This is a genomic window from Neisseria sp. HMSC058F07 (assembly GCF_001810035.1).
Classification (GTDB): Bacteria; Pseudomonadota; Gammaproteobacteria; order Burkholderiales; family Neisseriaceae; genus Neisseria; species Neisseria perflava.
The window spans coordinates 414350-428807 of record NZ_KV799706.1 but is presented as its reverse complement, the minus strand read 5'-3'; the positions used below and the strand labels follow the sequence as shown (position 1 = coordinate 428807).

The following is a 14458-nucleotide window of genomic DNA, read 5'->3' as shown; positions in this document are numbered from 1 at the left end:
TCTACTTAAAACGATACTTTCAAACTGCCGTAGAAGGCACGGCCATGCTCGTTGTAGGTCTGCGCGCCGTTGCCGGTGCGGTACAGTTTTTTGTCGAACAGATTGCTGATGCCGCCGCGCACGGCCACGCGTTTGTTCCAGTTGTAACCGGCGTTGATGCCCCAGATGCTGTATCCGCCCAAAACGGTTTGGTTGCGGGCTGAAGCCAGGGTTTCTCCGCTGCCGCCGCTGCCGCTTTGTTCGATGTTGTTGATGGCGACCGAACGCGGTTTGGTGCGGCCGTATTGGGTGAAGGTCAGGTTGGCGTCAAAGCGTTCGTTCGGCGTCCAGGCCAGCGTGCTGTTGATAGTGAACTTCGGAATCAGCGACAGGGGGTTGCCTTTGTAGTCTTCCGATTTCTGCATGTAGGTGAAGTTGTTGCTCCATTTCAGCGTGTTGTGCAGGGGGATGACGAGGTTGCCCTCCAGGCCGGAAACAGTCGCCCTCGGTGAGTTGTCCCATTGGTAGAGGATGCCTGAGCTGGTGCTGCTGCGGGCTATGATTTCCGTGCCGGTGATGATTTTGTTGCGGTAGGCATTGTGGAAGTAGGTTGCCGAGGCCTGCCAGCCGTTTTTTTCGAATTCGATGCCGATTTCCTTATTGACGCTGGTTTCGGGTTTTAGGTTGGCATTGCCCATAAAGTAGCAGTGTGGGTCGCTGCCCAATTCCACGGGGCAGCCGTTACCGCGCGTGTACAGGATGAATTCGGGGTTGCTTTGGTACAGGTTGGGGGCTTTGTAGGCGCGCGCGATGCCGCCTTTGACCAGCCAGTTTGCGCCGATCTGCTGGGAGAAGTTGAGCGCGGGACTCCAGTTGCCGCCGCTTTTGCTGTTGTGGTCGTAGCGCAGGGACGGTATCAGTTTGGTGGACGGGGTCAGCGAAATATTGTCTTCGACATAGATTGCCTTGTTCTGCTGCGATGTTTTGCCGCCACGTATGGCGGAAACGCCCGGGAAGGTCGATGTTTGGCCTTGGTCGGTAAAGCCTTGGCGGTTGGATGAGGGATCGTCCAGTTTGCTGTCGGTAAATTCCGCACCGACGGTCAGTACGTTTTCTACGCCGAGTTTGAACGGTATGTTGGCCTCGCTGCTGAAACGCAGGTTTTTCAGACGGCTTTGGACGTATTCCGTGCCGACATAGCTGCCCTCAGGCCCGCCTGCCAAACCTTCGGGCAGGTGGCTGTTGGTGGTGCGTTCGTAGCTCAATACGTTTTTGGTGTCGCCCCAGTCCCACGCGCCGTCATGGGTCAGGGCGTAGGAGGAACGGTAGAGGCGAGCGGTTTCCTTAATGCCGCTCCGGTAAATTTCGCGCAGGGTCGAATCGGTGTCGGAAATCACCACGCCTGTGGCAGTATCTGTAATGACGGTCCGTGTATTGGCAGCATTGGAATTTTGCGAATCGCCGTTGTAGATATTGCCCTGACGGCTGTAGCTGCTGTCTAAAATCAGGGTTTGTGACGGACTGATTTTCCATTGTAGGCGGCCGGCTATGTCTTTATTCTTCACACCTTCCACCCCTGCCGCTCCATAGGTGGTGTTGGTAACAGTGCGGGTTTGTCCGGCAGGCACAACGACACGTCCGCGTTCCCGTATCGGGCCGTTTTTCGTAGTAACAGTGGTGATAGAATCGCGGTTAATGTCTGTGGAATCGGCATCGGTTTTGTTGAAATTGCCGTAGATACGGAAGCCCAATACGTCTTGGATAATCGGCCCGCCAAGGTTGAAGCCGACACGGTTGGTTGCCCCTTCCTTGCTGTCTTGCGGCTGGTTAGTGTAATAGTTCACTGATCCTTTGAATTCTTTCGGTACTTTTTTGGTGACAATGTTGACCACGCCGCCCATCGCACCCGAGCCATAACGCGTTGCCGCCGGACCGCGCAAAACGGTGATGGATTCAATTTCTTCAACCGGCACCCAGTTGCTGTCGCCGCGCGTATTGCGTTCGCCGCGCATACTGATACGCTCGGATTGGCGCGAGTTCACAGGCTTGCCGTCAATCAGAATCAATGTGTTTTCAGGGCCCATACCGCGCAAGTCGATTTGGCGTTTGTTGCCACGCTGACCCGTCGCTGTATTGCCGGTCAGGTTGACGCCCGGCATGGTGCGGACAAATTCGGAAATATCGTTGACGGCCGGACGCTTGTCAATGTCGTCTTTCGAAATACGCGATACGCCGAGCGATTGCTGCAACTGCTTCTCGGCAGTAACGTAAACGGTATCGACTTCAGCCTGCTCAACTGCTTTCTCTTCAGCTGCGTGTGAGAATGCACTAATTAACGCCAAAGGCAAAATGGCGAGTGTGAATGTTTTCATTGCATCGTTTCTCTTTAACTTTGTTTGTTAAAAATCAAAATAAAAATTATTCGAGATTTTAAATAAACTTAACAGAGTTTTCAATGCAATTAAGAGTGATTTACAATTATTCGTTAAATTAAGCCAATAAAAATAACCAAATGCCTAATAATTAAGGGTAAGCGGATTAAATGGTTGATCTTACCTTTGCATGAGAGTGAGACAGACTAGCATCTCATCGGATTATCTGGTTGATGCTTCACCTACTGCTGGTGCATGTTTCCTTCGCTAATTCCAGCAAGAACCCCACACGCCTCAACTTCCCGGTCATCGTTGCAACTCGCTCTCAGTGAAACGAGTTGTTTCTCAAGCGCTTGCAGAGCGGTTATCTGCGACCGCACATGAGAGATGTGATCATCGAGCAAGGCGTTGACGGCGGTACAAGGCTGATGAGGGTCGTCCTGATAGCTCTGTAGTTCGTGAATCTCAGCCAGTGACAGGCCCAGGATTCTGCAGCGACGGATGAAGGCCAGCCCCTCACCATGCTTCTCGGTATAGACACGGTAACCGTTGTCCTGCCGATCAGGCGGCGGCAATAAGCCCTGCTGTTCATAGAAGCGGATCGTCTGTGTTTCGACCCCTACCAACTGCGCCAACTGACCAATGCGCATCAGCCTCCTCCCCAACGGATTCTTTACTCTATTGACCTTATAGTAGCTTTATAGTTTAAAATGGTACCACAACATTGTTCAAGTGGAGTCATATTATGAGCAAATCCTGTGGTGGCGCCTGTGGCGGTGATGCAACGTCCGCAGCGGATACCGATATACAGGCCTCCTCCGAGGCGACAGGGAGATGGGTCAGTGTTTATGCAGTGCCGAAGATGGACTGTCCATCAGAAGAACGAATGATTCGCCTAGCCCTGAACGGCTTTGAGGAGATTCGGGCGCTGTCCTTCGACTTGTCGAACCGCCGGCTGAAGGTCGTGCATGACGGCGAGATCGAGCCCGTCACCTCGAAACTGAAGACCTTGGGGCTAGGCGCCTCGCTTCAGGAAACCGTCGCTGCAAATCCAGAGACCATCAAGGCCGCCGAGTTTTCGGCAGCTTCTGCTAAGCAAGAATCCTGGACCCTGCGCTGGTTGCTCGGCATCAATGCACTTCTGTTCGTAGTGGAAATGACTGCCGGTCTGATCGCCCAGTCCACCGGCCTGATTGGAGAATCCCTGGACAATTTTTCCGATGCGGCGGTGTACGGGCTTGCCCTTTATGCGGTTGGACATAGCGTGAAAATGCAGGTACGTGCCGCGCATCTTGCTGGTGTACTGCAACTGATCTTGGCTGTGGGCGTGCTCGTAGAGGTGGTGAGACGCTTTGTATTCGGTAGTGAGCCTGAATCTCTGGTGATGATGGCTATCGCATTCGTCGCATTGATTGCCAATACCAGTTGTCTGCTGCTCATATCCAAACATCGGGAAGGCGGGGCGCACATGAAGGCAAGCTTGATATTCTCGGCCAACGACGTGGTGATCAACCTGGGGGGCATCACCGCCGGCGCCCTGGTCGCGTGGACCGGTTCCAATTATCCAGATCTGATTATCGGCACCATCACGGGGGTGATTGTACTTAACGGTGCCAGACGCATTTTGGCGTTGAAGGGTTAAATAATGCTCATTATTGGCAAAAAGCTCTCGCCGTATGCCCTATTGTCCATATCGGGCCTGCTGGCAGCGTCTGATCAGGCTGTAAAGTGGCTGGTGCAGCAATCAATGGCCTATGGCGAGTATGTTTCGGTGACCCCGTTCTTTAACTGGGTGCACCTATGGAACACCGGTGCCGCATTCAGTCTTTTTGCGAATGGTGGAGGCTGGCAGCGCTACTTTTTTATCGGAATCGCGGTAGTGGTCTCGATTTTTCTGATCAAGCTGATCCTTGAAAATCGTCATAAAGGAGAAGCCATCGCTTACAGTCTTATCCTCGGTGGCGCCATGGGCAACCTGATTGACCGGGTCTTTCGCGGCTATGTTGTGGATTCCTTTGATTTCTATTGGCGAGACTGGCATTGGCCGGCCTTCAACCTGGCTGATATTGCAATTGTCCTCGGTGCCTTACTTTTCGTTTCCAGCAGCTTGTTGGGTAAAAAAGCAAACACCAATGCCGAGTCGGATGGATCTGACTGACACCTACGCCTATACAACACCATGACCGAACTTCCCGACAACATCCTTCACCTGCCGCAATACCAAGTACTGGGCTGCAAATCAACCGACGACGAAATGCACTTCCAGGTGGACGTGCCCGATCCCATCGCCTGCGAGGAATGCGGCGTGCAGGGTGAGTTCGTACGGTTCGGCAAGCGTGACGTTCCCTATCGTGATCTGCCCATCCACGGCAAGCGGGTCACTCTCTGGGTGGTCCGCCGCCGATACACCTGCCGGGCCTGCAAGACAACATTCAGGCCCCAGCTACCGGAGATGGTGGACGGATTCCGTATGACACTGCGGCTGCATGAGTACGTGGAGAAGGAATCCTTCAACCACCCCTACACCTTTGTGGCGGCACAGACCGGCCTGGACGAGAAGACGGTGCGCGACATCTTCAACGCCCGCGCCGAGTTCTTGGGGCGCTGGCACCGCTTCGAGACGCCCCGCATCCTGGGCATTGACGAGCTATACCTGAACAAGCGCTACCGCTGCATTCTGACCAACATTGAGGAGCGAACCCTGCTCGACCTGCTGGCCACCCGCCGCCAGGACGTGGTGACCAACTACCTGATGAAGCTGAAAGACCGGCAGAAGGTCGAGATCGTCAGCATGGACATGTGGAACCCCTACCGGGCAGCGGTCAAGGCTGTACTGCCCCAGGCCCGTATCGTGGTCGATAAGTTCCATGTGGTGCGCATGGCCAACGATGCCCTAGAGAGAGTGCGCAAGGGCCTCAGAAAGGAGCTGAAACCGTCCCAGAGCCGGACTCTCAAGGGAGACCGGAAAATCCTGCTGAAACGCGCTCACGAAGTCTCAGACCGGGAGCGCCTCATCATGGAGACCTGGACAGGCGCGTTCCCGCAACTGCTGGCCGCCTACGAGCACAAGGAGCGCTTCTACGGCATCTGGGACGCCACCACACGGCTCCAGGCAGAAGCCGCCCTGGACGAGTGGATAGCCACCATCCCGAAGGGCCAAAAGGAAGTCTGGAGCGATCTGGTCAGGGCAGTGGGAAACTGGCGTGAAGAGACCATGACCTACTTCGAGATGGACATGCCCGTCACCAACGCTTACACGGAGTCCATCAACCGACTGGCCAAGGACAAGAACCGTGAAGGGCGCGGTTACTCCTTCGAGGTGATGCGGGCACGAATGCTCTACACCACGAAGCACAAGAAGAAGGCACCGACTGCGAAGGTCTCTCCTTTCTACAAGAAAACCATCGGTTACGGACTGCCGGACTTCGCAGAGGAACTCAACTACGGAGTCGATCTATCAACCATCTGAGGGTGGTATCAGATTGATGGGGTGAAGGTGCCCCATCAACCATTAAATCCGTATACCCATAATTAAAAAGGCCGTCTAAACCGGCATGAAAGGGAATCTGAGATTTCCATCATACCGTTCAGACGGCCTTATTCAAATTTTAATTATTTGCCTGCTGCTTTTTGCAAAAGGGCATACAATTCGTCTTTGAGTTTGAGTTTGGCTTTTTTCAGCTCCTCGATTTCTTCGGCGCCGCTGGTTACCACGTTATTCACCAAACCGGTAATTTTATCGTCCAGCTCGTTGTGCTCCTCAAACAAACGGGCAAAGTGTGCATCCTCTTGTTTCAGTTTAGAAATCAGATCGCGATATTCTGGAAACATTTTGTTTTCCTCTCTTGTTAATTAAATAAAAAAGTACTGCTGCCAAAAACTAGGACGAATTAATCTTTAGCTTCATTATAACAAACACGGGCGTTTTATCCAGTCTTTTTTAAGCCGAAACTGTTTTATGTCAAAATTAATAATATCACCATTAGCCATCGTCCCAATGGAAAGAAACAGGTTTCTAGACGGTTTGCCGACTTGGGCATACAATCGGGCTTATGCGTTTACACAATGGCCGAACCACCCTATTCCGTCATATCAACGGCATGGACGGACAATTTATCCTGCTTGAAAACCATCCTTCATGGATGCCGGTCAATGATGCCGATTTCAACCATGCTGCCCCCTTGCCTGACGGTTTGGCCGTGCACGAAGAATCATTTTATCCATTTGAAAAAATAGATGCCGCCGAATCGGCAGACAATATCAAAATCTTCAGCGAAGAAGCTCTACGGTTGGAGAAAGAACGATTAAATGCAGTAGCCTTGGTAGAACTGGCAAAAAATCTTAAAGCCGCCCAAGCCGAATCCGATTTGGTCGCACTTCTGGAAAAAATGGATTTTCATTTAAAACAAGATGATATTTTCAAATAAACCCTTCAATCTCAGGCCGTCTGAAACCAAACACCCGACACAATTGTTGACAATGCAAGAAAAATAGTTCATCTTGAACCAATCCGCAGCACTCCATCCCATATTTTCAGCCCATCACAAAGGAATCGAGAACATGTTTTCAAAAAGCGTTACCCTCGCACAATATGACCCCGATTTGGCAGCAGCCATCGCCCAAGAAGACAAGCGCCAGCAAGACCACGTCGAGCTAATCGCCTCTGAAAACTACGTCAGCTGTGCCGTTATGGAAGCCCAAGGTTCGCAATTGACCAACAAATACGCCGAAGGCTATCCTGGCAAACGCTACTACGGTGGCTGCGAATACGTTGATATTGTCGAACAATTGGCGATTGACCGCGCTAAAGAGTTGTTTGGCGCAGAATATGTCAATGTCCAACCGCACTCCGGCTCGCAAGCCAACCAAGCCGTATATGCTTCAGTTTTGAAACCGGGCGACACCATTTTGGGCATGTCTCTGGCACACGGCGGCCACTTGACCCATGGCGCAAGCGTTAACATCTCCGGCAAACTCTACAACGCCATTACTTATGGTTTGGATGAAAACGAAGTTCTCGATTATGCCGAAGTAGAACGCTTGGCGCTTGAACACAAACCTAAAATGATTGTGGCCGGCGCATCTGCCTATGCGCTACAAATCGATTGGGCAAAATTCCGCGAAATCGCCGATAAAGTCGGCGCATACCTCTTTGTCGACATGGCGCACTATGCCGGCCTGATTGCCGGCGGCGAATATCCTAACCCCGTACCATTCTGCGACTTCGTAACCACCACCACCCACAAAACCCTGCGCGGCCCTCGCGGCGGTGTGATTTTGTGCCGTGACAATACCCACGAAAAAGCGCTGAACTCTTCTATCTTCCCAAGCCTGCAAGGTGGTCCGTTGATGCACGTTATCGCTGCCAAAGCCGTGGCGTTTAAAGAAGCGTTGCAACCTGAGTTCAAACAATACGCAAAACAAGTGAAAATCAATGCTGCCGCTATGGCGGAAGAGTTGGTTAAACGCGGTTTGCGCATCGTTTCCGGCCGTACTGAAAGCCACGTTTTCCTCGTTGACCTGCAACCGATGAAAATCACCGGCAAAGCCGCCGAAGCCGCTTTGGGCAAAGCTCATATCACCGTCAACAAAAACGCCATCCCGAACGATCCGGAAAAACCATTCGTTACCTCCGGCATCCGCATCGGCTCCGCCGCCATGACCACACGCGGCTTTAACGAAGCCGACGCGCGCGTATTGGCAAACTTGGTTGCCGACGTATTGGCCAACCCTGAAGACGAAGCCAACCTCGCCAAAGTCCGCGAACAAGTGACTGCTTTGTGCAATAAATATCCGGTTTACGGCGCATAAGCATTTCGCCTTGGATAAAATAACAGGCCGTCTGAAACTTCAGACGGCCTTTTTTTATTGCAACTTTCTTTTAAATTTCAAAACTGTTTGTTTCACTGACTTTGCGTATCATGCCTGCTGCGACAGTATGGTTGGTGGCTTCGTCAATCAAAATAAACGCGCCTTGTGCATGGTTGTCTTCGTATGCGGCAGCAGAAAGCGGCTGCTGGGTTTTGAGGCTGACGCTGCCGATGTCGTTGAGCTTGAGCGTTTCGGCGGATTCGACGCGGCTGAGGGTGTTCACGTCCCAAACATAGGCAATTTCGCTGATTTTTACGGGCGTGGTTTGGGTAGTGTGCTTCAGCAAATATTTGCGGCGCAGATTGAGCGGAATATCGTCAAACCAGCAAAGCGCGGCTTGAAATTGTTGTTCGGGAACAATGGCGCTGTCGGCTGAAACAATACTGTTGCCGCGTGAAATATCGATATCGGTATCCAAAACGACAGTCAACACTTCCCCTGCCTCGGCAGATTCGGTTTTACCGTTTGCATTATAGATTTCGGCAACTTTGGCAACATGGCCGCTGGGTAAAACTTTAACTTCATCGCCCACTTTCAGACGGCCTGCTTCCAATCTGCCTTGATAGCCGCGGAAGTCGTCGCTGCTGCTGCCATCTTGGCGCGCTACGCGTTGTACGGGAAAATGCGCGGCTTGGTCAGCGGCATTTTGACGGTTGACAGGTAGGCTTTCAAGCAAAGGCAAAAGCGGCAAACCTTCATACCACGCGGTTTGGCTGCTGGCATTGACGATATTGTCGCCTTTTAAGGCGCTGATGGGTAGGAAGTGGATTTGTGCTTTGAGGCCGATTTGTTCCGCCAGTTTTCGATAGGCCTCGATAATGGCTTGATATTTGGCTTCGTCAAAGTCGAGCAGGTCGAGTTTGTTGACGGCGACGATGATGTTGGGGCAGCCCAGAAGTTTTAGAATCGCGCTGTGGCGTTTGGTTTGGGGCAGGAGGACAGGCTCGCTGCCGGAAAAATCGACGCGCGTGGCATCGACCAAAATAATGGCGGCATCAGCAGTTGATGCGCCGGTAACCATATTGCGCGTGTATTGCTCGTGTCCCGGCGTGTCGGCAATAATGAATTTGCGTTTGGGCGTGGCGAAATAACGATAGGCCACGTCAATGGTAATGCCTTGTTCGCGCTCGGCGGCAAGGCCGTCTGTCAAACTGGCAAAATCAGGCGTTTCGCCGTTTTCAGTGGCACGGTTGAGCTTGTCAATCTGGTCGGTCAGTAAGGTTTTGCTGTCGTAGAGCAGGCGGCCGATGAGGGTGGATTTGCCGTCATCGACACTGCCAGCGGTAATGAAGCGTAAAAGCGGAGCGGAAGCTACGGTCATGATTCTTTCCCATTTCTCGTGATTTCTCAAACTGACTGCTACTTTAAACAGGCCGTCTGAAAATGGGAAAGAATGTTTGGTTGTTAAAAAAGCTGTTTTCGTTATATCGCAAAACTATGGGATATTACCTCACACCATCCGTTTTCTCCGGGTCGCCAACCAACATACAATCGACCCTAAGCACACCATTCCCGCACCCTGCCAAAATGTCATGGACAAAGGCGCGCTAATCAAAAATGATGACACTACCGCAGACAATACCGGAATGAAATAAGATGCGCCTGCCAATACGGTCAGGTTGCCGCGCGAAATACCGATATTCCACACTGCATAGCCCAAGCCCATACAAGACGCGGCGGCAACGGCATAGCCGAGCGATACGGAATCAAAACTCAACGTATCCGCGCCGCTGAGAAAATACTCTATCCACAACAATATCGACACCAGCGCAAAGAAAAAGCCGACGCTGCTGCCTTCCGCTTTCACGCGCGCCGTCAGCGTACAATATGCCGCCCAAAACACCGCATCCGCAAATGCCATGATGTAGCCGCCGGGATTGGTGCGGACATTGTGGTAGATGCCGGAAATTGACAAGCCGACATCGCCGCCCAATACAGTGGCAATCCCTAAAAACGACAGCACAAAGCCGATGACTATCCACCATTTTGACGGCTGTTTGTTGAAATATACCGCTCCGACGATGGTAAACGTCGGCCACAAATAATTGACCATGCCGATTTCCACCGCCTGTCTCGCGTTTTGCGCAAAACCGACCGAGAGCGACAAACACAGTTCGCAGCCGACAAAAAACACACTCGCCCAAAACAGATAGCTGCGGTTGTAATTGCGTAAATGCGGCCGGCCGAAAATCAGCCAAATCAATACGGTGGACAGGGTGTACATCATTGCCGCTCCGCCCACTGCCCCCATATGCAGGCTCAAAGAGCGTATCAGAGAAATGACAAAGCTCCACAAAGCAACGGCAAGCAGCCCGATGGCAGTGGCTTGTTTAGAGGAGATGTTTTGAGATAAGAAATGAATCATGGCGTATGTGCTGAAGATGGTTTTATTAGGTTTATCGTAGTTTGAATATATCGTTTCTACATTAATTATTTTAACGGTTTCAAGGCCGTCTGAAAATGATTGTTTCAGACGGCCCTCCATTTGCAATTAGTCCTAAACATGACTATAATCCGCATCCAATTAGTCAATATTGAGACCAATTTATGAATCAGCTCGACCAACTCGGCATGCGTATCAGCCACATAGACAGCGCATTTGACCAATGGATTAAACAGCAAAACACCAACTACAATACCTTCGCCGTTCTCTACACCTTGGCCACCGAAGGCAGCCGCACTCAAAAACACATAGGCGAAGAATGGAGCCTGCCCAAGCAAACCGTTTCCGGCACATGCAAAACGCTGGCGGAACAAGGCTTGCTGACATTTCACGAAAGCGAACAAGACAAACGCGAACGCTTATTGTCGCTGACCGAGCAAGGCAAAGAATCCGCCGCACCATTGGTGCAAAACATGCAGGAATTCAGCAAACGAATTTTTACCGCCTTCGGTGAAAAACGTGCAGCCCGACTGTTTGCCGATTTGGACGCGTTGGCCGAATTAATGGCGCAAACCCTCAATACTAAATAAGGAAGGAGGGCAACCATGTGGAAAATGTTGAAACACATCGGTCAAACACACCGCCGCAAACTCATCACAACCTTCTCTCTCGTCGGCTTGGATAATCTGCTCTTGCTGGTATATCCCGTGTTTGGAGGCTGGGCGATTAATGCCGTTATGGAAGGCAACGTCTGGCAGGCAATGTTGTATGGTGTGGTGGTCTTATTAATGTGGATAATCGGCGCCGCCCGAAGGATAGCCGATACGCGTACATTTACCAAAATCTATACTGAAATAGCCGTCCCGGTCGTTTTGGAACAGCGCAAGCGAGAAGTACCGCATTCCGCCATTACCGCACGCGTTGCCCTATCGCGCGAGTTTGTCAGTTTTTTTGAAGAACACCTGCCCATCGCTGCTACTTCGCTGGTCTCCATCTTCGGTGCATGTATGATGTTGCTGATATTGGAATTTTGGGTGGGCGTATTGGCTGTCGCGATACTTGCCCTGTTTTTATGGTTGCTGCCGCGTTTTGCCGCCATCAGCGAAAACCTATATTTCCATTTAAACAATCGGTTTGAACGCGACAACCACCTTATCCGCGACGGCAACGAGCATCAGCTCTACCGCCACTATGGCTGGTTTGCCAAACTACGCGTGCTGATTTCCAACCGCGAAGCCTTAGGCTATCTCAGTATCGGCATGGCGATGAGCGTATTGTTCGGCTTCGCCTTTATACACATGACGCTTAAAGGCTACGGAAGCGCCGGCCATATCTATTCCGTCAGCACTTATTTATGGATGTTTGCAATGAGCTTGGACGATGTACCGCGCTTGGTCGAACAATACTCCAATCTAAAAGATATCGGACAACGCGTTGAACTTTCGGAAGAAAACAATCTTTCTAAGGCCGTCTGAAACCTTAACACACTATCAGGACATATTATGAGTTGGTTTTATTTAATCTTAGCCGGTATGCTGGAAATCGGCTGGCCATTGGGCTTGAAGCTGGCACAACAGGAAGGCTACCGCTGGCATGGCTTTGCCGCCGCGCTTGCCTGCATCGTCGGCAGCGGATACTTCCTTTACCTTGCCCAAAAAAGTATTCCGATGGGTACAGCCTACGCCGTCTGGACAGGCATAGGCGCGGCAGGGGCTTTTTTGGTAGGCGTTGTATTTTTCAACGATGCTGCCAACTTCGGCCGCTGGCTTGGCGCATTTCTCATCATCTCCGGCGTCGTAGTGATGAAACTCTCCAGCGGAAACTGAAAATCTCGTTTCTATCCAATCCAAGGCCGTCTGAACAGGTATGCTCAGACGGCCTAATACCTTCCCGAATATAACGAAATCATCTTAAATTAAAACCAAGCATTCTTTCCTTTTTTCAGACGGCCTGTTTAAAGTGGCGACTGTCCATTATTCAAACAATCGGTTATAGCCGTCCAATAAAGGAATCCAAATGAGCCAAGCCAATCCGCTTCCCCCCGAACTCTCCGTCCAACTCTCCACACTATCCCCCACCCAACTTGCCTGGCTCTCCGGCTATTGCTGGGCGCAAAGCCAAGGCGTATCCGGTATAGTAGCCGAACCATCTGCCCTGCAAACGGCCGCTTCGGCAGTCAGCCGCCGCGTGTTAGTCCTCTCCGCCTCCCAAACCGGCAATGCCCGCAGCGTTGCCGAATCCCTACACGCCAAACTTCAAGCCGCCGGCGTAGAAGCCCGCCTCAGCAGCGCAGGCGATTTCAAAAGCAAAACCCTGCCCGACGAAGACATCGTCCTTTTGGTTACCTCCACCCAAGGCGAAGGCGAACCGCCCGAAGAAGCCCTACCCTTGTACAAATTCATCTACGGCAAAAAGAAACCTGATCTCAGCAAACTCACCTTTGCCGTCTTGGGCCTTGGCGATTCCTCCTATCCCAACTTCTGCCAAGCAGGCAAAGACTTTGATGCCAAATTTGCCGAACTGGGTGCAGGCCGTCTGAACGACTTGGGCATTTGCGACTTAGAATTCCAGGCCGATGCCGACGCATGGATTGCCGCCGTCGTACCCAAAGTGGCTGAGTTAACCGCCCAAGCAACAAGTCCAAGTACAACCGCTGCACCAAACAGCTCAGCCACACCAAGCAACGATGCCATCTACACCAAAGAAAACCCCTACATAGCCACCCTATCCGTGCGCCAAAAAATCACCTCGCGCGACGCGGAAAAAGACGTCGAACACATCGAAATCGATCTCAGCGGCTCAGGTTTGTATTATCAGGCAGGCGACGCGCTCGGCGTATGGCCGCTTAATTCCGCCGACCTCGTTCAAGAAATCCTCGACCTCAACCAACTGAACGGCAACGAAACCGTCCAACTTTCAGACGGCCGCGAAACCGACATCCGCACCGCCCTGACCGAATCCGCAGACATCACCCAAAACACACCGGCATTCGTCCAACAATACGCCGAATTAACAAACAACGAGGAACTCAAAACCATAGTTGCAGATAAAGCCCAACTGGATGCCTACCTCGCCGCCACACCGCCCGTAGGCGTACTTGCCGCCTATCCGCACCCACTGGACGCACAAACCCTATACAGCCTCTTCCGTCCACAAACCCCTCGCCTTTACTCCATCGCCTCCGCACAAGATGAAGTCGGCGAAGAAGTCCACCTCACCATCGGCGTCGTCCGTTTCGACCACCACGACCACACCTACACCGGTGCAGCTTCCGGCTACTTGGGCGAACGCCTCGAAGAAGGCAGCGAAATCCGTGTCTTTGTCGAACCCAACCCCAACTTCTGCCTGCCCCAAAAGGGCGATACACCCATCATCATGATCGGCGCAGGCACAGGTGTTGCCCCCTTCCGCTCCTTCATGCAACAACGCGCCGCCAATGGCGACAGCGGCAAAAACTGGCTCTTCTTCGGCAACCAACGCCTAGCCGACGACTTCCTCTACCAACTCGAATGGAGCGATTGGCGCAAAGACGGCCTCCTCACCCGCGCCGACCTCGCATGGAGCCGACAAGGCGAACACAAAGTCTATGTCCAACACAAAATCACCGAACGCGCCGCCGAAGTTTGGAACTGGCTGCAACAAGGCGCACACATCTACGTCTGCGGCGACGCTACACGCATGGCACGCGATGTCGAAAACGCCCTGATCGAAGTCATCGAAACCCAAGGCAAACTCAGCCGTGACGAAGCCGAAGACTACCTCAACGACCTGCGCGAAGACAAACGCTACCAACGCGACATTTATTGATTGGATAAACAAAAATAAAGGCCGTCTGAAATTCAGTTTTCAGACG

General features: G+C 52.0%; 14 protein-coding genes. 9 read left to right on the top strand and 5 right to left on the bottom strand.

All coding sequences use genetic code 11. The features are described 5' to 3' along the window. Positions 1 to 5: 5 nt before the first annotated feature. Positions 6 to 2351 (bottom strand): FepA family TonB-dependent siderophore receptor, encoded by a 2346-nt coding sequence (locus HMPREF2696_RS10075; RefSeq protein WP_049336815.1) that lies wholly within the window; start codon positions 2349 to 2351, stop codon positions 6 to 8. Between the two features lie 242 nt (positions 2352 to 2593). Further along, a complete protein-coding gene (gene cadR / locus HMPREF2696_RS10070; RefSeq protein ID WP_004364961.1) occupies positions 2594 to 3001 on the bottom strand; it encodes a Cd(II)/Pb(II)-responsive transcriptional regulator in 408 nt (135 codons plus the stop codon). A gap of 95 nt (positions 3002 to 3096) precedes the next feature. Between cadR and HMPREF2696_RS10065 the strand changes: the two genes are divergently transcribed. The 3 genes from HMPREF2696_RS10065 to HMPREF2696_RS10055 are packed head-to-tail and all read left to right on the top strand — an operon-like array spanning position 3097 to position 5820. Beyond that, positions 3097 to 3993: a cation efflux transmembrane domain-containing protein gene (locus HMPREF2696_RS10065; RefSeq protein WP_070588402.1), complete on the top strand. Its 897-nt coding sequence runs from the start codon at positions 3097 to 3099 to the stop codon at positions 3991 to 3993. 3 nt (positions 3994 to 3996) lie between these two features. After that, entirely contained in the window at positions 3997 to 4509 is a 513-nt protein-coding gene (lspA, locus tag HMPREF2696_RS10060) for a signal peptidase II (RefSeq protein ID WP_003821921.1), read from the top strand. 21 nt (positions 4510 to 4530) lie between these two features. After that, positions 4531 to 5820 carry an ISL3-like element ISPpu12 family transposase gene (locus HMPREF2696_RS10055; RefSeq protein WP_049331821.1) on the top strand — a complete coding sequence of 430 codons (1290 nt, stop codon included), beginning with the start codon at positions 4531 to 4533 and terminating at the stop codon, positions 5818 to 5820. A gap of 143 nt (positions 5821 to 5963) precedes the next feature. Here the strand turns inward: HMPREF2696_RS10055 and HMPREF2696_RS10050 are convergent, their stop codons facing one another. Further along, complete coding sequence (locus tag HMPREF2696_RS10050; protein ID WP_003746288.1) at positions 5964 to 6182, bottom strand: HP1242/YdcH family protein; 219 nt, start codon at positions 6180 to 6182, stop codon at positions 5964 to 5966. A 221-nt stretch (positions 6183 to 6403) separates the two neighbouring features. On the opposite strand from HMPREF2696_RS10050, the gene HMPREF2696_RS10045 reads away from it, so the two are divergent. Both HMPREF2696_RS10045 and glyA read left to right on the top strand, forming a co-directional pair. Further along, a complete protein-coding gene (locus HMPREF2696_RS10045; protein WP_039862199.1) occupies positions 6404 to 6778 on the top strand; it encodes a hypothetical protein in 375 nt (124 codons plus the stop codon). Between the two features lie 133 nt (positions 6779 to 6911). After that, positions 6912 to 8162 carry a serine hydroxymethyltransferase gene (gene glyA, locus HMPREF2696_RS10040; RefSeq protein WP_004520001.1) on the top strand — a complete coding sequence of 417 codons (1251 nt, stop codon included), beginning with the start codon at positions 6912 to 6914 and terminating at the stop codon, positions 8160 to 8162. Between the two features lie 70 nt (positions 8163 to 8232). Here the strand turns inward: glyA and HMPREF2696_RS10035 are convergent, their stop codons facing one another. Together HMPREF2696_RS10035 and yddG are read right to left on the bottom strand one after the other, a co-directional pair. Beyond that, entirely contained in the window at positions 8233 to 9543 is a 1311-nt protein-coding gene (locus HMPREF2696_RS10035; protein WP_004520002.1) for a sulfate adenylyltransferase subunit 1, read from the bottom strand. 129 nt (positions 9544 to 9672) lie between these two features. Next, positions 9673 to 10587, bottom strand: coding sequence for an aromatic amino acid DMT transporter YddG (gene yddG / locus HMPREF2696_RS10030; protein ID WP_039862220.1), 915 nt, complete (start codon positions 10585 to 10587; stop codon positions 9673 to 9675). Positions 10588 to 10769: 182 nt separating this feature from the next. On the opposite strand from yddG, the gene HMPREF2696_RS10025 reads away from it, so the two are divergent. The 4 genes from HMPREF2696_RS10025 (at position 10770) to HMPREF2696_RS10010 (ending at position 14412) form a co-directional block, all read left to right on the top strand. Continuing rightward, positions 10770 to 11195 carry a MarR family winged helix-turn-helix transcriptional regulator gene (locus HMPREF2696_RS10025; protein ID WP_070588400.1) on the top strand — a complete coding sequence of 142 codons (426 nt, stop codon included), beginning with the start codon at positions 10770 to 10772 and terminating at the stop codon, positions 11193 to 11195. Between the two features lie 15 nt (positions 11196 to 11210). Continuing rightward, positions 11211 to 12080, top strand: coding sequence for an ABC transporter six-transmembrane domain-containing protein (locus tag HMPREF2696_RS10020; protein ID WP_070588398.1), 870 nt, complete (start codon positions 11211 to 11213; stop codon positions 12078 to 12080). Between the two features lie 27 nt (positions 12081 to 12107). Further along, positions 12108 to 12431 (top strand): DMT family transporter, encoded by a 324-nt coding sequence (locus HMPREF2696_RS10015; RefSeq protein WP_004520006.1) that lies wholly within the window; start codon positions 12108 to 12110, stop codon positions 12429 to 12431. A gap of 190 nt (positions 12432 to 12621) precedes the next feature. Then, the gene (locus tag HMPREF2696_RS10010; RefSeq protein WP_049344187.1) at positions 12622 to 14412 is read left to right on the top strand and encodes an assimilatory sulfite reductase (NADPH) flavoprotein subunit; all 1791 of its coding nucleotides are present in this window, start codon (positions 12622 to 12624) and stop codon (positions 14410 to 14412) included. Positions 14413 to 14458: the final 46 nt, after the last annotated feature.